Raw genomic sequence first — 17,191 nt, forward strand, 5'->3', positions numbered from 1 at the left:
CCGAACGCGCATCGCCGATCCGATGTGGCGCGGGCAAAGACCCGGCTGGGATGGTTGAGACATGGCGACCACCAGTAAGGCCGCGTTGCGTGAGCAGCTCCAGGCGGCCCGGCGCCGCGTTGCCGACGTCGTTCGGGCCCGCGAGGCGGAAATGTTGTGTGAGCGACTGGAGGCCGCGGAAAACATCGTGAGCAGCGGCGGCACGGTGTGCGCGTACGTGCCGGTGGGCGCCGAGCCCGGGTCGGTCGAGATGCTGGACGTGTTGCTGCGCCGGTCCGGGCGAGTGCTGCTGCCGGTTGCGCGCACCACCGCGGGAAACACGCCGCAGCCATTGCGCTGGGGCGAATATCGGCCCGGGACGCTGACCGCCGCGCGGTGGGGACTGCTGGAGCCGCCGGAGCCATGGCTCCCGCCGTCCGCGATCGCGGACGCGAGCCTGATCCTGGTGCCGTCGCTGGCGGTCGACCGCTCGGGGGTCCGGTTGGGCCGGGGCCGCGGCTTCTACGACCGATCGCTGGCCGCCCGCGACCCAGACGCGCGGCTGGTCGCGGTGGTGCGCGACGCGGAGCTGGTGGACGATTTACCCGCCGAGGCCCACGACGTACCGATGACCGACGCGCTCACGCCGCGGGCGGGCCTGATCGCCCTCGGGTAACGGATCGGGAATGAGCGGCGTCACGTGGCGGTTCTAGCACTTGAGACGCTAGAGTGCTAACAGACTTTGCAATCATCCGGAGGTTTTCGTGCCGACTTACAGCTATCAGTGCACCGAGTGCGACGATCGCTTCGACATCGTGCAGGCCTTCACCGACGATGCGCTGACCACCTGCGAGCGCTGCTCCGGGCGGCTGCGCAAGCGCTTCAACTCCGTCGGCGTCGTGTTCAAGGGCAGCGGCTTCTACCGCACCGACAGCCGTGAGTCCGGCAAGAAACCGACGACCTCCCCCAACGGATCCTCGTCGAGCGATTCGGGGTCGAGCTCGGGATCGAGCGAGAAGTCCGCGTCCGGCGAGAAGTCCGGATCCGCCGAGAAGTCGACCAGCAGCGCCACCGCGTCCGCCGCCGCCTCGAGCTGACGGGTTATCCACAAACCCGTCGCCGCAGGCATTCGCCGCTGACCGCGGTGCGCTTACCGTTGCGGGATGGGCGAACCGTCGCTGAACCCCAGCCTGTTCAGCCGCCTCTCGACGTGGCTGCGCCCCGATTGGACCAGGACCGTGCTGGCGCGGCGAGTCGCCGCCGGCGGGCTTGTCGTGTTGGCCGGCCTGGCAGCGTTGCGCTCCCACCCCGCCGGTGACTACGCCGAGGTAGTGGTCGCCGACCACGACCTACGGCCCGGCATGGCACTCACCCCAGCCGATGTCCGCCTCGAAAAGCGTTTGGCCACAACCGTCCCCGATGGGGCACGCACCGACGTCGGCGCCGTGATCGGTTCCATCCTGGCCGGCCCGACCAGGAGCGGCGAGGTCCTCACCGACGTGCGGGTGCTGGGCAGCCGGCTGGCCGAGTCGACCGCGGGACCCGGCGCCCGCATCGTGCCGCTGCGTCTGGCCGACAGCGCCCTGATCGACCTGGTCCGCGTCGGCGACGTCGTCGACGTGCTGGCCGCACCGGCGACCGGGTCGCCGGAGACGCCCCCGGCCGCTCCCAAGGTGGTGGCCACCGACGCCGTCGTGGTGCTCGTGTCGGCCAAGCCAAAGGTCCAGGCCGGCGACGGTGACCGCGTAGTCTTGGTTGCGCTGCCGGCTCGCGTGGCGAACACGGTGGCGGGTTCGGCGCTGGGTCAGGCGGTGACGCTCACCCTGCACTGAGCGCCTCGCCGCCGTCGGCCCTGCGAACGACAGCAAACTCTGTTCAATCCCAGGAAGGACATCTGAATGTTCAAAGGGTTCAAGGAGTTTCTCGCGCGGGGCAACATCGTCGACCTGGCCGTCGCGGTGGTCATCGGTACCGCCTTCACCGCGCTGGTCACCAAGTTCACCGACAGCATCATCACACCGCTGATCAACCGGATCGGCGTCAACCAACACTCCGATGTCAGCGTGCTGAAGATCAGCATCGGCGGCGGCCAGACCATCGACTTGAACATCCTGCTGTCGGCCGCCATCAACTTCGTGCTGGTCGCCGCCGTCGTCTACTTCCTCGTCGTGCTGCCCTACAACACGCTGCGCAAGCGCGGCGAGGTCGAGCAGGCGGACGACGCCCAGGTCGTTCTGCTCACCGAGATCCGCGACCTGCTCGCCCAGACCAACGGCGACTCGTCCGGCAGGCACGGCGAAACCGGCACCACGCCCCCGCCGGCACACGGTCCCCGCGCCGACGCCGAGTCGCAATAGGCCGGCAGAGACTGCTTTTCGGGCGGTCAGATCTCCAGGCTCGACAGCTGCCCGATGATCTGAGCGGCCAGCGGGTTCAGCGTCGCCATGCCATCGCGCACCGCGTACCGCGAGCCGGCCAGGTTCACCACCAGCGTGCTGCCGGATACCCCGGCCAGGCCGCGTGACAGGCCGGCGTCGATGATGCCCGCCGACAGCCCCGACGCCCGGATGGCCTCGGCGATGCCGAGTATTTCGCGGTCCAGGATCTCGCGGGTCGCCTCCGGGGTGACGTCGCGCGGCGTGACGCCCGTCCCGCCGACGGAGACCACCAGGTCGACCCCGCCGATCACCGCGGTGTTGAGCGCGTTGCGGATCTCCACCTCGTCCGCCGCGACCGCCACCACACCGTCGACGACGAATCCCGCCTCGGTCAGCAGCTCGGTAACCAACGGCCCGCTGTGGTCCTCGTCGCCGTGGGCGGTGCGATCGTCGACCACCACGACAAGGGCCCGGCCGACCACCAATTCGGCACCCGTCTCCATGGGTGCCACCGTATAACCGAGCTCCGACAATCCCGCCGCCGAGGGTTCTTCGACTCGCATCACTGATCCGCCTTCCCCAGAGTCACCGGCACGGTACGGCTGCCACCACCAGCGGGATCCTGGAAGGTCAGCGAAATCTTGTCACCCGGCGCCTTGGACCGCACGGCGGCGACCAGGGCGTCGGCGCTGCTGATCGGGCGGTCGTCGACCTTGGTGACGATCACGTTCTTGGGGACGCCGGCGGCCGCGGCCGCACCGTTCGGCACGACGTCGACGACCTTGGCGCCCGGGGCGCCCTTGTCGTTCGTCACCTGCACGCCCAGCGAGGCGTGGGACGCCTTGCCGGTGCTGATCAGCTCGTCGGCGATGCGCTTGGCCTGATCGACCGGGATGGCGAACCCGAGCCCGATCGAACCGCTCTGGGCGTCCGGCGAGTCGGCCCCCAGGGTGGCGATCGCCGAGTTCACGCCCACCAGCTGCCCGCTCATGTTGACCAATGCGCCGCCGGAGTTACCCGGGTTGATGGCCGCGTCGGTCTGGATCGCGTCCAGAACGGTGTTCTGGTTGCCCGACTCACCGGTGGTGGACACCGGCCGGTTGAGGGCGCTGACGATCCCGGTGGTCACCGTGCCCGACAGGCCCAGCGGCGACCCGATGGCCACCACCGGTTGTCCCACCCGAAGATCCGACGAGGAACCCAGGGCGATCGGGGTGAGGCCGGACACGCCCTGCACACGGATCACGGCGATGTCGCTGGTCGGATCGGTGCCGACGACCGTGAACGGCGCGGTGCGGCCGTCGGCGAAGGTCACCGTCGTCTTGGGAGCAGGCCCGCCGCCGGGCCCCCCGGGCGGGCCGCCGGGGGGAGCGCCGGGAACGCCGGGCGCCTTCGGCGGCCCCGCGGCCGCCGCCACCACGTGGTTGTTGGTGAGGATGAGGCCGTCGGCGGAAAGGACGATGCCGGAGCCCTCTTCGGACTGCCGGCCCAGATCGGTCTCCAGCATGACGACGCTGGGCACCACCTTGGAGGCGACCTGTTCGACGCTGCCGGGCGCCATGTTGGCCGCGGGAACGCTGGGGGCGCCGATGACGGTGTGCCCGTTGCCGGTGGTCGGGTGCGTGCCGAGCTCGACGGCCGTGGCCGCGGCCCCGCCGATGCCGGCCGACACCACCGCGATGGCCAACGCGCCGACGGCCAACAGCCCTGCGCGGGGCCGCCTTTGGGCGCCGGGCGGCATCGGCGGCAGCATGCCGGGCATCGGGCCCGTCCCGGCGCCCGCGGGGATCGGGCCTACCCCGGTCCCCCCCGGTATCCGGCCCGGACCGGTGCCACTGAACGGCTCGTAGGGGTCGTATGGCTGCCGGAATTGGGTCGTGTGCGACTGGTGGCGCCAGTCGAATGGCTGGCTATACGACGGTTGCTGATGCCCCTGGCCGTAAGCGGAGGTCCCCGGGTGGCTCTGGGCGGGCGCAGGCTGATTCGGCGCGGGACGGTATCCCGGCTGCTGCGGCGGTGGCGAATACCTCGGGTCATTCGTCATGTCGCTGGGTCGCACTTCCTCTATCTCCGTTCGGCTCGTCGGCTCGACGGGCTCTCCAACAGTAGCTGCAGACCTACCTTGCCCGCGCGGACTGAGAGTCCACTGAGATAACGTTCGACGGTTCCCGAGAGTTCGCCTCGTCGGTGGCCACCGGGACGGTCGGATCGTTGCCCGATTCTTCTCCGGCGTTCCCGGCGCTGGGCGCGGGATATGTCGAGGGCGGCATCGGCCGGCCGGGCAACAGGACATAAAACGAGGTCCCCGGCGGCTGTCCGCCCGGCACGGTGTCCTCGACACGAAGCAATCCACCGTGATTGAGCACGACCTTCTTGACGATCGCCAGGCCCAGGCCGGAGCCGGGCATGGCGCGCGCCGTCGTCGAACGGTAGAACCGCTCGAACACCAGGCGGCGTTCGTGCGGTGGGATGCCCGGGCCGTGGTCGGACACCACCAGCTCCGCGTGCGACGGGTCGAGCTGCCGCATGGTGACGCCGACGCGGCCGCCCGGCGGACTCCACTTGGCCGCGTTGTCCAACAGGTTCAGCACCGCGCGCGAGAGCCCGGCGGCGTCGCCGAACATCTGCCACGGCATCACGTTGACGTCGAAGTGAATGTCGTTGCGGCGCCGCCTGACTCGCTCCAGGCTGCGATCGACCACCTCGGACATGTCGACCGGTTCGTGCACCACCTGGCCGGCGTCGTCGCGGGTGAGGTCCACCAGATCGCCCACCAACGTGGACAGTTCCTCGATCTGGGCCAGCACGTCGGCGCGGAGCTCGACCATCTCCTGCTCGGGCAGCCGCGGCGCTCCCGGTTCCATCGACGCCATCAGCAGCTCGACATTGGTGCGCAGGGACGTCAGCGGGGTGCGCAATTCGTGCCCGGCATCGGTGACCAGCCGCGCCTGCCGCTCGCGGGATTCGGCCAGCGCGCGCAACATCAAGTTGAATGCCTCGGTGAGCCTTGCCAATTCGTCACTTCCAAACACCGGGATGGGCCGCAGGTCGTCGGTGCGCGCCACCCGTTCGGCCGCCTCGGTCAGGCGCGCCACCGGGCGCAGCCCCGCCCTGGTGACCATGCCGCCCGCCACCGCCGCGACCGCGACGCCGATGCCGCCCACGATCAGCAGCACCAAGCGCAGCTTGGTCATCACCGCCTCGGTCGGCTTGAGGCTCTTGGAGATCAGCAGCGAACAGCCGTTGGGCAAGTGGATGGCCAGCACCCGTTGATCGAACGCGGTGCGCCGGGACATGAACAGATCACCGCGGATCACCGCCTTCTCGGGCGCACCGACGGGCAGCGTCTGACCCGGCTGCTGCGCGGTGTAGATCGAGTGGCCCGGGTTCACCAGCATCGCATTGACATCCGAGTAGGCGGTGCCTTCGATGGCCTTGCCGGGGTCAGCGGCCAGTGAACCGCTGGCGATCAGCAGCTGCGCCCGGCTTTGCAGCTGGTTGTCGATATCGCTATACAGCGCAGCCGAAATCACCGCGTACACGGCGAATGCCATCAGCACGACGACCATCGCCACCATCGACATCGCCAGCAGCATGACCCGCCAGCGCAGGGACAACGAACTGGTGGCGCGCAGCGGAACGCGTTGGGGCCGTTGGTACCGGATCATCGTCGAATGCGGCTCATCACGGCGGTGTCTCGCGAAGGACGTAGCCCACGCCGCGCACCGTGTGAATCAGCCGTGGCTCCCCGTCGGCCTCGGTCTTGCGGCGCAGGTAGCCGACATAGACCTCGAGCGCGTTGCCGGAGGTGGGAAAGTCGAATCCCCACACCTCCTCCAGGATCCGGCTGCGCGTGAGCACCCGGCGCGGGTTGGCGATCAACATTTCCAGCAAGGCGAATTCGGTGCGCGTCAGGCTGATCTGGCGTTGCCCCCGGGTGACTTCGCGGGTCACCGGGTCCAGCGTCAGGTCGGAGAACGTCATGGCCACCGAGTCGGCGTCGTCGTCGTCCGGCTTGGTGCGGCGCAGCAGCGCCCGCATCCGGGCCAGCAGTTCCTCCAGGGCGAACGGCTTCGGCAGGTAGTCGTCCGCCCCGGCGTCCAGCCCGGCGACCCGCTCGGAGACCGAATCACGAGCGGTGAGCACCAGGATCGGCAGGTCGTCGCCGGTGCTGCGGAGTTGCCGGCAGACCTCGAGCCCGTCCAGCCGCGGCATCATCACGTCGAGCACGAGCGCGTCGGGCCGGTCGCTGGCGATCATCTCGAGCGCCTCCAGCCCGTCATGGGCCAAGTCGACCGAGTAGCCATTGAAGGAAAGCGACCGGCGCAGCGACTCACGCACTGCGCGATCGTCGTCGACGACCAGTATCCGCACGGGCCTAGTGTCGTCCCGACGCCTGAGAGCGGGCTGAGAGGCGCGCCGGGTATTTGCCGAGATTAACTAACGCCGGTCCAGGTCGATCAGGCCGAGCCGGGCCGCCTTGAGCAGCCGGCGGGGCACCTTGTGCTTCTGGCCGGCGACCGTCACGCCGACGAGCTCGGTCTTGGTGGCCTTCCACTGCGCGCGACGGCTACGGGTGTTCGCGCGCGACATCCTGCGCTTGGGTACGGCCATGATCGGGCCTAACTCCTCGTGTCGGGGGCTTGTCGCGCGGCGTGGCCGGTGCGGCCGAACGTGCGACGATTGCCACCAGGATAGTCGGTGGCCTGCCGGGCACCAAAACGAAGCCCGCAGGCGCCGAGGGGCGTCCTTGACGTGACACCGGCGCGACCCGCTAACCTACCGGTTGGTTGGTTGGTTTGCGCTCACCGGTGAAACGCAGATGGGAGGACTGCATGGCCTCTGCCCCTGGTCGCGACCCGGTCCGGATCGCGAACTGCTCCGGGTTCTACGGTGACCGGTTCTCGGCGATGCGCGAGATGCTCGCCGGCGGCTCCAATGATCCAGTGGACTACCTCACCGGCGACTACCTGGCCGAACTGACCATGCTGATTCTGGGTCGCGACCGGATGAAGCATCCCGAGCGCGGCTACGCCAAGACCTTCCTGACCCAGCTCGAGGACTGCCTCGGCGAGGCCCGCGATCGGGGCGTCCGCATCGTCGCCAACGCCGGCGGCCTCAACCCGGCCGGGCTGGCCGACGCGATACGCGCCCTGGCCGAGCGCCTCGGCATCCCGGCCCGGGTGGCCCACGTCGAAGGTGATGACCTGCTGGCGCGCGCCGCCGAACTGGGGCTGGGCACCCCGCTGACCGCCAACGCCTACCTGGGCGCGTGGGGCATCGTCGACTGCCTGGGCGACGGCGCCGACGTGGTCGTCACCGGCCGGGTCACCGACGCCTCGGTGATCGTCGGGGCGGCCGCGGCGCACTTCGGCTGGGGCCGCACCGACTACGACCGGCTCGCGGGCGCGGTGGTCGCCGGCCACGTCATCGAGTGCGGCGTGCAGGCGAGCGGCGGCAACTACTCCTTCTTCACCGAAGTGCCGGACCTGACTCACGCCGGCTTCCCGCTGGCCGAGGTGCACGCCGACGGTTCGTCGGTGATCACCAAGCACCCCGGCACCGGCGGCCTGGTCAGCGTCGACACCGTCACCGCGCAGCTGCTCTACGAGATCACCGGCGCGCGCTACGCCAACCCCGACGTCACCGCCCGGATGGACACCATCGAGCTGTCGGCCGAGGCCCCCGACCGGGTGCGCATCAGCGGTGTGCGCGGCGAACCGCCGCCGCCCACCTACAAGGTGTCGCTGAACAGCATCGGCGGATTCCGCAATGCGATGACCTTCGTGCTGACCGGGCTGGACATCGAGGCCAAGGCCGAGTTGGTGCGCCGCCAGCTCGAGGCCGCCCTGACCGTCAAGCCCGCGGAGCTGCAGTGGTCGCTCGCCCGCACCGACCACCCCGACGCCGACACCGAGGAAGCCGCCAGCGCGCTGCTGCACTGCGTGGTCCGCGACCCCGATCCCGCGAACGTCGGGCGCCAGTTCTCCTCGGCGGCGGTGGAATTGGCGCTCGCCAGCTACCCGGGCTTTCATGTGACCGCCCCGCCGGGTGACGGTCAGGTCTACGGCGTGTTCACCGCGGGCTACGTCGATGCCAACGAGGTGCCGCATGTCGCGGTGCACGCCGACGGTACCCGCACCGGCATCCCTTGTGCCACCGAGACTTTGGCGTTGTCGCCCGCCGATCCGCCGCCCTTGCCGGAACCGCTACCCGCCGGGCCGACCCGGCGGGTGCCGCTGGGCCGCATCGCCGGGGCGCGCAGCGGAGACAAGGGCGGCTCGGCCAACGTCGGGGTTTGGGTCCGCACCGAGGACCAATGGCGCTGGCTGGCCAACACGCTGACCGTCGGGCTGCTCAAGGAGCTGCTGCCCGAAGCCGCGGAGTTCGACGTCACCCGCCACGTGCTGCCGAACCTGCGCGCGGTCAACTTCGTCATCGACGGCATCCTGGGCCAGGGCGTCGCCTATCAGGCGCGGTTCGATCCGCAGGCCAAGGGGCTGGGTGAATGGTTGCGCGGCCGCCACGTCGACATCCCCGAAAGGCTGTTATGAATCTTTGGACGACGCCGGAGCGGGAAGCGCTGCGAAAGACGGTGCGCTCCTTCACCGAACGCGAAATCCTGCCCCACGCCGACGAGTGGGAGCGCGCCGGCGAGCTGCCGCGCGAGCTGCACCGGCGCGCCGGGGCGGCCGGCCTGCTGGGCGCGGGCTTTCCCGAGGCGGTCGGCGGAGGCGGCGGTGACGGCGCGGACGCGGTGATCATCTGCGAGGAGGTGCATCAGGCCGGCGCACCCGCAGGGGTATTCGCGTCGCTGTTCACCTGCGGCATCGCGGTGCCGCACATGATCGCCTCCGGCGATCGGCGGTTGATCGACGAGTTCGTGCGGCCCACGTTGGCCGGCGACAAGATCGGGGCGCTGGCGATCACCGAGCCGGGCGGCGGTTCGGACGTCGGGCACCTGCGAACAACGGCGGTGCGCGACGGTGATCATTACGTGGTCAACGGCGCCAAGACCTACATCACCTCGGGGGTCCGCGCCGACTACGTCGTCACCGCGGTGCGCACCGGCGGTCCCGGCGCGGCGGGGGTTTCGCTGCTGGCGGTCGAGAAGGGCACACCCGGATTCGAGGTGAGCCGCAAACTGGCCAAGATGGGGTGGCGGTCCTCGGACACCGCGGAGCTGTCCTTCGTCGACGCACGGGTGCCGGCGGCCAATCTCGTGGGCGCCGAGAACAGTGGGTTCCTGCAGATCGCGCAGGCGTTCGTTTCGGAGCGGATCGGCCTTGCCGCGCAGGCGTATTCGAGCGCGCAGCGGTGCCTGGAGCTGACGGTGCAATGGTGCCGCGACCGGGAAACCTTCGGGCGGCCGCTGATATCCCGCCAGTCGGTACAGAACACGCTGGCCGAGATGGCCCGCCGCATCGATGTCGCCCGGGTCTACTCTCGCCACGTGGTCGAGCGTCAACTCGCCGGTGAGACCAACCTGATCGCCGAGGTGTGTTTTGCCAAGAACACCGCCGTGGAGGCCGGCGAATGGGTGGCCAACCAGGCCGTCCAGCTGTTCGGCGGCATGGGCTACATGGCCGAATCCGAAGTCGAGCGCCAATACCGGGACATGCGGATCCTGGGAATCGGCGGCGGAACCACCGAGATTTTGACCTCACTGGCCGCCAAAACCCTTGGATATCAATCATGACCGTGCTGCAGTCCACCCTCGACGTGGCGTCCGCCGCCTACACCGACGCGGCGTCGACGGCGACATCCCGGCTCGGGGAGATCGACGCCGAACTCGCCAAAGCGCTGGCGGGCGGCGGCCCCAAATACGTCGAGCGCCACCACGGCCGAGGCAAGCTGACCGCCCGGGAACGCATCGAGTTGCTCGTCGACGCCGACGCCCCGTTCCTCGAGCTCAGCCCGCTGGCGGCCTACGGCAGCGCGTTCACGGTCGGCGCCAGCACCGTCACCGGCATCGGCGTGGTGTCGGGTGTGGAATGCCTGATCGTCGCCAACGACCCGACGGTCAAGGGCGGCACCAGCAACCCGTGGACCCTGAAAAAGATACTGCGGGCCAATCAGATCGCCTTCGAAAACCGGCTACCCGTCATCTCGCTGGTGGAATCCGGCGGGGCGGACCTGCCCACTCAGAAAGAGATCTTCATCCCCGGCGGGCGGATGTTCCGCGACCTGACCCGCCTGTCGGCGGCCGGCATTCCCACCATCGCCCTGGTGTTCGGCAACTCGACCGCCGGCGGCGCCTACATTCCCGGCATGTCCGACCACGTGGTGATGATCAAGGAACGTTCGAAGGTGTTCCTGGCCGGTCCCCCGCTGGTCAAGATGGCCACCGGCGAGGAATCCGACGACGAATCGCTGGGTGGCGCCGAAATGCATTCCCGCGTCTCCGGTTTGGGCGACTACTTCGCCGTCGACGAGCTCGACGCGATCCGCATCGGGCGGCGCATCGTCGCCCGGCTGAACTGGCGCAAACAGGGACCCGCACCCGGCCCGGTCGTCGACCCGTTGTTCGACGCCGAGGAGCTGATCGGCATCGTGCCCGCGGACCTGCGCATCCCGTTCGATCCGCGCGAGGTGATCGCCCGCATCGTCGACGGATCCGAATTCGACGAATTCAAGGCCATGTACGGGTCGTCGCTGGTGACCGGATGGGCCCGGCTGCACGGCTACCCGCTCGGCATCCTGGCCAATGCGCGCGGCGTGCTGTTCAGCGAGGAATCGCAGAAGGCGACCCAATTCATCCAGCTGGCCAACCGCTCCGACACCCCATTGTTGTTCCTGCACAACACCACCGGCTACATGGTCGGCAAGGACTACGAGGAGGGCGGGATGATCAAGCACGGATCGATGATGATCAACGCCGTCTCCAACTCGACCGTCCCGCACATCTCGCTGCTGATCGGCGCCTCCTACGGCGCCGGCCACTACGGCATGTGCGGCCGGGCCTATGACCCCCGGTTCCTGTTCGCCTGGCCCAGCGCCAAATCCGCGGTCATGGGCGGCGCGCAGCTTGCGGGCGTCCTGTCGATCGTGGCCCGCGCCGCGGCCGAGGCCCGCGGCCAGCAGGTCGACGAGGAGGCCGACGCCGCGATGCGGGCCGCCGTCGAGGGGCAGATCGAGGCGGAGTCGCTGCCGTTGGTCCTGTCCGGCATGCTCTACGACGACGGGGTGATCGACCCGCGCGACACCCGCACGGTGCTGGGAATGTGTCTGTCCGCCATCGCCAATGGCCCGATCAAGGGGACGTCGAACTTCGGCGTCTTCCGGATGTGAGCCCCATGGTCACTCGAGTGCTGGTCGCCAACCGCGGCGAGATCGCCCGCCGGGTGTTCGCCACCTGCCGGCGGCTGGGCGTGGGAACCGTCGCCGTCTACACCGACCCGGACGCCGCCGCGCCGCACGTGGCCGAGGCCGACGCGCGCGTGCGGCTGCCCAAGACCAACGACTACCTCAACGCCGAGGCGATCATCGCGGCCGCCCGCGCGGCCGGCGCCGACGCCGTGCACCCTGGCTACGGGTTCCTCTCGGAGAACGCCGATTTCGCGGCCGCCGTGCAGGGCGCGGGCCTGACCTGGATCGGGCCGCCGGTGGACGCGATGCGCGCGATGGGCTCCAAGATCGAGTCCAAGAAACTGATGGCCGCCGCCGGGGTCCCGGTGCTCGACGAGCTCGACCCCGACGCGGTCACCGAGGCGCAGCTGCCCGTGCTGGTCAAGGCCTCCGCCGGTGGCGGCGGGCGCGGGATGCGGGTGGTGCGCGAATTGTCCGCCCTGGCCGGCGAAGTGGAGGCGGCCCGCCGCGAGGCGCAGTCCGCGTTCGGCGACCCGACCGTGTTCTGCGAGCGCTACCTGCCCACCGGGCACCACATCGAGGTGCAGGTCATGGCCGACACGCACGGCACGGTGTGGGCCGTCGGGGAACGGGAATGCTCGATTCAGCGCCGGCACCAGAAGATCATCGAGGAGGCCCCCTCCCCCTTGGTCGAGCGCATACCGGGCATGCGGGACAAGCTGTTCGACGCGGCCCGCCTGGCGGCCGGGGCGATCGGTTACACGGGCGCCGGGACGGTCGAGTTTCTCGCCGACGACGACGGCGAGTTCTATTTTCTGGAGATGAACACCCGGCTTCAGGTCGAGCACCCGGTGACCGAGGAGACCACGGGCCTCGACCTGGTCGAACTGCAGCTCACCGTCGCCGACGGCGACCGCCTCGCCGCCGAACCTCCCGTCGCTCAAGGGCATTCGATCGAGGCCCGCCTCTACGCGGAGGATCCCGCCCAGGGCTGGCAGCCGCAGGCCGGGCGCGTGCACCGCGTCGACGTGCCCGCGGTCCGGTCGCGATTCGGCACGCTGGGGCACCGGACCGGCATCCGGCTCGATTCGGGCATCGTCGCCGGTTCCGCGGTGTCCATCCACTACGACCCGATGCTCGCCAAAGTGATCTCGTATGCGCCGGCCCGCCGGCAAGCGGCGCTCGTGCTTGCCGACGCGCTCGCCCGCACCCGGCTGCACGGCCTGCGCACCAACCGTGAGCTTCTGGTCAACGTGCTGCGCCACCGCGCGTTCCTCGAGGGCGCCACCGACACCGCGTTTTTCGACACGCACGGCCTTCAGCGACTGTCGGCTCCACTGGCCGACGCCGCGACCGTCCGGTTGTCCGCGCTGGCCGCGGCGCTCGCGGAGGCCGCGCACAACCGCGCGACCGCGCCGGTCCTGGGGTCGCTGCCCAGCGGTTGGCGCAACCTGGCGTCCGGCTATCAGGTGAAGACCTATCGCGACGCCGACGGCGGCGAGCACCGGGTCGAATACCGCTTCACCAGAACGGGAGTGCTGTTCGCCGACGATGAGCCGGTCCGGGTGGTCTCGGCCACGCCGGACGAGGTTGTGCTGGCCGACGGGTCCGGGGTGGCGTGCGGCTTCGCCGTCGCGCGCTACGGAGACGACGTCTACGTCGACTCGGCGCGCGGACCCGTTCACCTGGTCGCGCTGCCGCGTTTCCCGGAGCCGGGCTCGGCCGTCGAACGGGGTTCGCTGGTAGCGCCCATGCCCGGCAACGTGATCCGGATCGGCGCCGCGGTCGGCGAGACCGTCGCCGCCGGCCAGGCGCTGATCTGGCTCGAGGCGATGAAGATGGAACACACCATCACCGCGCCGACCGACGGCGTCCTCGCCGAACTGAACGTCAAGACCGGCCAGCAAGTCGAAGTGGGCGCCGTCCTCGGAGTGATCGCAGCGCCGCAAGCAGAAGGAGATTCGTAATGACCGACACCAGCTTCATCGAGAGCGAGGAGCGCCAGGCGCTGCGCAAGTCGGTGGCGGCGTGGGCCGCCAACTACGGCAGCGAGTACTACCTGAAGAAGGCCCGCGCGCACGAGCACACCGACGAATTGTGGTCGGAGGCAGGAAAACTCGGGTTCCTCGGGGTGAACCTGCCCGAGGAGTACGGCGGCGGCGGCGCCGGCATGTATGAGCTGTCGCTGGTGATGGAGGAAATGGCGGCGGCGGGCAGCGCGCTGCTGCTGATGGTGGTGTCGCCGGCGATCAACGGCACCATCATCAGCAAGTTCGGCACCGAAGACCAGAAGAAGCGCTGGATCCCCGGCATCGCGGACGGAACCCTGACGATGGCCTTCGCCATCACCGAACCCGACGCCGGCTCCAACTCCCACAAGATCACCACCACCGCCCGCCGCGACGGCGGCGACTGGATCCTCAAGGGTCAGAAGGTCTACATCTCCGGGATCGACCAGGCGCAGGCCGTGTTGGTGGTGGGCCGCACGGAGGAGGCCAAGACGGGCAAGCTTCGTCCCGCCCTGTTCGTGGTGCCCACGGACTCGCCCGGATTCAGCTACACGCCAATCGAAATGGAGCTGATCAGCCCTGAACGGCAGTTCCAGGTCTTCCTCGATGATGTCCGGCTGCCGGCCGACGCGCTGGTCGGTTCCGAGGACGCCGCGATCGCGCAGCTCTTCGCGGGCCTGAACCCCGAGCGGATCATGGGCGCCGCCAGCTCGGTCGGGATGGGACGGTTCGCCCTCGAGAAGGCCGCCGACTACGTCAAGACCCGACAGGTGTGGGGCACACCCATCGGCGCGCACCAGGGACTGTCACATCCGTTGGCGCAGTGTCATATCGAGGTGCAGCTGGCCAAGCTGATGATGCAGAAGGCCGCCACGCTCTACGACAGCGGCGACGACGCCGGTGCGGCCGAGGCGGCCAACATGGCCAAATACGCTGCGGCCGAGGCGGCGACCCGATCGGTCGACCAGGCCGTGCAGTCGATGGGCGGCAACGGACTGACCAAGGAGTACGGCGTGGCCGCCATGCTCGCCTCGGCCAGGCTCGGGCGGATCGCTCCGGTGAGCCGCGAGATGGTGCTCAACTTCGTGGCGCAGACCTCGCTCGGGCTTCCCCGGTCCTACTGATGGAGACGCTGGTCGACTACGCCGGTCCCGCCGAGACCGGCGGGCCGTTCGCGCGGTTGACGCTCAATTCGCCCCACAACCGCAACGCGCTGTCGACCGCGCTCGTCGAGCAGTTGCATCAGGGGCTGCGCGACGCGGCGGCGGACGCGGCGGTGCGCGCGGTGGTGTTGGGGCATACCGGCAACACCTTCTGCGCGGGCGCCGACCTCAGCGAGGCCGGGTCGCCATCGTCGGCGTACGACATGGCCGTCGCCCGGGCCCGCGAACTGATCGCGGTCCTGCGGGACATCGTCTCCTCGCCGCTGCCGGTGATCGCCGCCATCGACGGGCATGTGCGCGCGGGCGGATTCGGACTCGTCGGCGCCTGCGACATCGCCGTCGCCGGGCCGCGCAGCACGTTCGCCCTGACCGAGGCCCGCATCGGCGTCGCCCCGGCCATCATCTCGCTGACGCTGCTGCCGAAACTGTCGCCGCGGGCCGCGGCGCGCTACTACCTGACGGGCGAGACGTTCGACGCCGCCACGGCGGCGGACATCGGGCTGGTCACGGCGGCGGCCGAGAACGTCGACGCCGCGGTGGGTGGACTGCTCGCCGACGTGGGCCGCGGTTCACCCCAGGGGCTCGCGGCCTCCAAGGCGCTGACCACGGCGGCGGTCCTGGAAGGGTTCGATCGTGACGCCCGACGGCTTGCCGAAGAGTCGGCGCGGCTCTTCGTCTCCGACGAAGCCCGCGAGGGCATGCTGGCGTTCCTGCAGAAGCGCGCTCCCGGCTGGGTGAGTTAGCCAGGTGTCAAACAACGGCCGCGGGCCTGACCCGTCGGCGCGGCGCGAGGTTGCAGTTTGACCAATCCTCTTGCAGCAAAAGCTGGACGTCGTAGGCTCGTGGGTGATGAGCAACTCCGCACAACGCGATGCGAAGGACACGCGCGACGAATCGTCGCGCGCGGGCGATACTGATCGCATCCAGCTCGCGCAGTTGCTGGCGTATGCGGCCGAGCAGGGTCGCCTGCAGCTGAAGGACTACGAAGACCGCCTGACCAGGGCATACGCGGCGACCACGTACGCCGAACTGGACCAGCTGCGGAACGATCTGCCGGGCGCGCCGATCAACCCGCGCCGCGGTGGCAAGCCCAACCCGGCGCCCTCCACGCTGCTGCTGGCCCTGCTGAGCGGGTTCGAGCGGCGGGGCCGGTGGAACGTGCCCAAGAAGCTGACCACGTTCACGTTGTGGGGCAGCGGGGTGGTGGATCTGCGCTACGCCGACTTCACCTCGACCGAGGTCGACATCCACGCGATGTCGATCATGGGGGCGACAAAGATTTTGCTGCCGCCCGAAGTCAACGTCGAGATTCACGGCCGCGGCGTCATGGGCAACTTCGACCGCAGCGTCCTCGGCCAGGGCACCCCCGGGGCGCCGAAGGTGAACATTCGCGGCTTTTCACTGTGGGGCGCTGTCGGCATCATCCGCAAGGCCCGCCGGCCCCGCGGTTAGCCGGGCACGTAGTCGAACGTGTCGGGGTTGGGTCCGTTCCTACCCGCTTCACCCTTGTCCAGGGCTGTGATCGCGTCCATGTCGGAGTCGTCCAGGTCGAAGTCGAAGAGCTCGAAGTTCTCTTTGACCCGCTCCGGGGTCACCGATTTGGGGAACACGATGTCGCCGCGCTGAAGGTGCCAGCGAAGCACCACCTGCGCCGCCGATTTGCCCCGCGCGTCGGCGATGCGGTTGATCACCGGATCGTCGAGCACCTTGCCCTGTGCGATGGGCGCCCAGGCCTCGGTGGCGATGCCGTGCTCGCGCCCGTACGCCCTGACCTCGGTGTTGCCGAAGTACGGATGGAGCTCGACCTGATTGACCGACGGGACGGTGTCGGTTTCCTTGGCAAGCCGATCCAGGTGCGCGACTTGGAAATTCGAGACCCCGATGCTGCGGGCGCGCCCCTCGCGGGCGAACTCTTCGAACACCTTCCAGGTCGACACGAAGTCGCCGTCGTAGAGGGTGGGCAGCGGCCAGTGGATGAGGAACAGGTCGACGTAGTCGGAGTCCAAGGCCCTCAGCGTCCGGTCGAAGGCGCGGCGAGCGTCGTCGGGCTTGTGAAAGCCGTTGTTGAGCTTGCTGGTGACGAACACCTCGGCGCGGTCGAGACCGGCGTCCCGAATGCCTTGTGCGACTTGCTTTTCGTTGCCGTACATCTCGGCGGTGTCGATGTGCCGGTAGCCGATCTCGAGCGCGGTCTTGACCGACGCCGCCGTCTCGTCGGGGTTGATCTGGAACACACCGAAGCCGAGCTGCGGAATGCGCACACCGTCATTGAGTTCGATCGTGGGAACGTTGCTCATGCATCTCCTCCTTCTCGCTCCATGTACCCGCTCGGGCGCGCACCTATCCGTTGAGC

17 protein-coding genes are annotated in these 17,191 nt (G+C 69.4%); 11 read left to right on the plus strand and 6 right to left on the minus strand.

Annotated elements, in window-relative coordinates; genetic code table 11:
* Nucleotides 1–61: 61 nt before the first annotated feature.
* The 4 genes from G6N51_RS13895 (at nt 62) to mscL (ending at nt 2,336) form a co-directional block, all read left to right on the plus strand.
* Nucleotides 62–655: a 5-formyltetrahydrofolate cyclo-ligase gene (locus tag G6N51_RS13895; protein WP_083166910.1), complete on the plus strand. Its 594-nt coding sequence runs from the start codon at nt 62–64 to the stop codon at nt 653–655.
* 88 nt (nt 656–743) lie between these two features.
* Nucleotides 744–1,076: an FmdB family zinc ribbon protein gene (locus G6N51_RS13900; protein ID WP_083166913.1), complete on the plus strand. Its 333-nt coding sequence runs from the start codon at nt 744–746 to the stop codon at nt 1,074–1,076.
* Nucleotides 1,077–1,142: 66 nt separating this feature from the next.
* Entirely contained in the window at nt 1,143–1,811 is a 669-nt protein-coding gene (locus G6N51_RS13905) for an SAF domain-containing protein (protein WP_083166916.1), read from the plus strand.
* A gap of 66 nt (nt 1,812–1,877) precedes the next feature.
* Complete coding sequence (gene mscL / locus G6N51_RS13910; protein ID WP_083166919.1) at nt 1,878–2,336, plus strand: large-conductance mechanosensitive channel protein MscL; 459 nt, start codon at nt 1,878–1,880, stop codon at nt 2,334–2,336.
* Nucleotides 2,337–2,362: 26 nt separating this feature from the next.
* On the opposite strand, the gene G6N51_RS13915 is transcribed toward mscL, so the two are convergent.
* From G6N51_RS13915 to rpmF, 5 genes are all read right to left on the minus strand, one after another.
* Nucleotides 2,363–2,920, minus strand: coding sequence for a MogA/MoaB family molybdenum cofactor biosynthesis protein (locus G6N51_RS13915; RefSeq protein ID WP_067921405.1), 558 nt, complete (start codon nt 2,918–2,920; stop codon nt 2,363–2,365).
* Nucleotides 2,920–4,401, minus strand: coding sequence for a S1C family serine protease (locus tag G6N51_RS13920; protein WP_083166922.1), 1,482 nt, complete (start codon nt 4,399–4,401; stop codon nt 2,920–2,922). Before G6N51_RS13920 ends, G6N51_RS13915 begins: the two co-directional genes overlap by 1 nt.
* 73 nt (nt 4,402–4,474) lie before the next feature.
* Nucleotides 4,475–6,025 (minus strand): HAMP domain-containing sensor histidine kinase, encoded by a 1,551-nt coding sequence (locus G6N51_RS13930; protein ID WP_083166925.1) that lies wholly within the window; start codon nt 6,023–6,025, stop codon nt 4,475–4,477.
* A gap of 16 nt (nt 6,026–6,041) precedes the next feature.
* Nucleotides 6,042–6,731 carry a two-component system response regulator MprA gene (gene mprA / locus G6N51_RS13935; RefSeq protein ID WP_083166928.1) on the minus strand — a complete coding sequence of 230 codons (690 nt, stop codon included), beginning with the start codon at nt 6,729–6,731 and terminating at the stop codon, nt 6,042–6,044.
* 66 nt (nt 6,732–6,797) lie between these two features.
* Nucleotides 6,798–6,971 carry a 50S ribosomal protein L32 gene (rpmF, locus tag G6N51_RS13940; protein ID WP_007168835.1) on the minus strand — a complete coding sequence of 58 codons (174 nt, stop codon included), beginning with the start codon at nt 6,969–6,971 and terminating at the stop codon, nt 6,798–6,800.
* Between the two features lie 221 nt (nt 6,972–7,192).
* On the opposite strand from rpmF, the gene G6N51_RS13945 reads away from it, so the two are divergent.
* The 7 genes from G6N51_RS13945 (at nt 7,193) to G6N51_RS13975 (ending at nt 16,290) form a co-directional block, all read left to right on the plus strand.
* Nucleotides 7,193–8,911 (plus strand): acyclic terpene utilization AtuA family protein, encoded by a 1,719-nt coding sequence (locus G6N51_RS13945; RefSeq protein ID WP_083166931.1) that lies wholly within the window; start codon nt 7,193–7,195, stop codon nt 8,909–8,911.
* Nucleotides 8,908–10,056, plus strand: a complete 1,149-nt coding sequence (locus G6N51_RS13950; protein ID WP_083166934.1) for an acyl-CoA dehydrogenase family protein — start codon at nt 8,908–8,910, stop codon at nt 10,054–10,056. Before G6N51_RS13945 ends, G6N51_RS13950 begins: the two co-directional genes overlap by 4 nt.
* Nucleotides 10,057–10,058: 2 nt before the next feature.
* Nucleotides 10,059–11,648 (plus strand): acyl-CoA carboxylase subunit beta, encoded by a 1,590-nt coding sequence (locus G6N51_RS13955; protein WP_142274816.1) that lies wholly within the window; start codon nt 10,059–10,061, stop codon nt 11,646–11,648.
* Between the two features lie 5 nt (nt 11,649–11,653).
* The gene (locus G6N51_RS13960) at nt 11,654–13,633 is read left to right on the plus strand and encodes an acetyl/propionyl/methylcrotonyl-CoA carboxylase subunit alpha (RefSeq protein ID WP_083166940.1); all 1,980 of its coding nucleotides are present in this window, start codon (nt 11,654–11,656) and stop codon (nt 13,631–13,633) included.
* Entirely contained in the window at nt 13,633–14,799 is a 1,167-nt protein-coding gene (locus G6N51_RS13965; RefSeq protein ID WP_083166943.1) for an acyl-CoA dehydrogenase family protein, read from the plus strand. Before G6N51_RS13960 ends, G6N51_RS13965 begins: the two co-directional genes overlap by 1 nt.
* Nucleotides 14,799–15,581, plus strand: coding sequence for an enoyl-CoA hydratase family protein (locus G6N51_RS13970; protein WP_083166946.1), 783 nt, complete (start codon nt 14,799–14,801; stop codon nt 15,579–15,581). The genes G6N51_RS13965 and G6N51_RS13970 overlap by 1 nt, the downstream gene beginning before the upstream one ends.
* Nucleotides 15,582–15,687: 106 nt before the next feature.
* A complete protein-coding gene (locus G6N51_RS13975) occupies nt 15,688–16,290 on the plus strand; it encodes a DUF1707 SHOCT-like domain-containing protein (RefSeq protein WP_083167608.1) in 603 nt (200 codons plus the stop codon).
* Here G6N51_RS13975 and G6N51_RS13980 read toward each other — a convergent pair.
* Nucleotides 16,287–17,135 (minus strand): aldo/keto reductase, encoded by an 849-nt coding sequence (locus G6N51_RS13980; RefSeq protein WP_083166949.1) that lies wholly within the window; start codon nt 17,133–17,135, stop codon nt 16,287–16,289. The two genes, G6N51_RS13975 and G6N51_RS13980, sit on opposite strands and share 4 nt — an antisense overlap.
* Nucleotides 17,136–17,191: the final 56 nt, after the last annotated feature.

The organism is Mycobacterium paraseoulense (assembly GCF_010731655.1).
Classification (GTDB): domain Bacteria; phylum Actinomycetota; class Actinomycetes; order Mycobacteriales; family Mycobacteriaceae; genus Mycobacterium; species Mycobacterium paraseoulense.

Coding starts and splice junctions, on each gene's coding strand:
- G6N51_RS13970 (WP_083166946.1), top strand. CDS start 14,799: ATGGAGACGCTGGTCGACTACGCCGGTCCCGCCGAGACCGGCGGGCCG.
- mscL (WP_083166919.1), top strand. CDS start 1,878: ATGTTCAAAGGGTTCAAGGAGTTTCTCGCGCGGGGCAACATCGTCGAC.
- G6N51_RS13930 (WP_083166925.1), bottom strand. CDS start 6,025: ATGATCCGGTACCAACGGCCCCAACGCGTTCCGCTGCGCGCCACCAGT.
- G6N51_RS13915 (WP_067921405.1), bottom strand. CDS start 2,920: ATGCGAGTCGAAGAACCCTCGGCGGCGGGATTGTCGGAGCTCGGTTAT.
- G6N51_RS13975 (WP_083167608.1), top strand. CDS start 15,688: ATGAGCAACTCCGCACAACGCGATGCGAAGGACACGCGCGACGAATCG.
- G6N51_RS13950 (WP_083166934.1), top strand. CDS start 8,908: ATGAATCTTTGGACGACGCCGGAGCGGGAAGCGCTGCGAAAGACGGTG.
- G6N51_RS13905 (WP_083166916.1), top strand. CDS start 1,143: ATGGGCGAACCGTCGCTGAACCCCAGCCTGTTCAGCCGCCTCTCGACG.
- G6N51_RS13945 (WP_083166931.1), top strand. CDS start 7,193: ATGGCCTCTGCCCCTGGTCGCGACCCGGTCCGGATCGCGAACTGCTCC.
- G6N51_RS13960 (WP_083166940.1), top strand. CDS start 11,654: ATGGTCACTCGAGTGCTGGTCGCCAACCGCGGCGAGATCGCCCGCCGG.
- G6N51_RS13980 (WP_083166949.1), bottom strand. CDS start 17,135: ATGAGCAACGTTCCCACGATCGAACTCAATGACGGTGTGCGCATTCCG.
- rpmF (WP_007168835.1), bottom strand. CDS start 6,971: ATGGCCGTACCCAAGCGCAGGATGTCGCGCGCGAACACCCGTAGCCGT.
- G6N51_RS13895 (WP_083166910.1), top strand. CDS start 62: ATGGCGACCACCAGTAAGGCCGCGTTGCGTGAGCAGCTCCAGGCGGCC.
- G6N51_RS13965 (WP_083166943.1), top strand. CDS start 13,633: ATGACCGACACCAGCTTCATCGAGAGCGAGGAGCGCCAGGCGCTGCGC.
- G6N51_RS13920 (WP_083166922.1), bottom strand. CDS start 4,401: ATGACGAATGACCCGAGGTATTCGCCACCGCCGCAGCAGCCGGGATAC.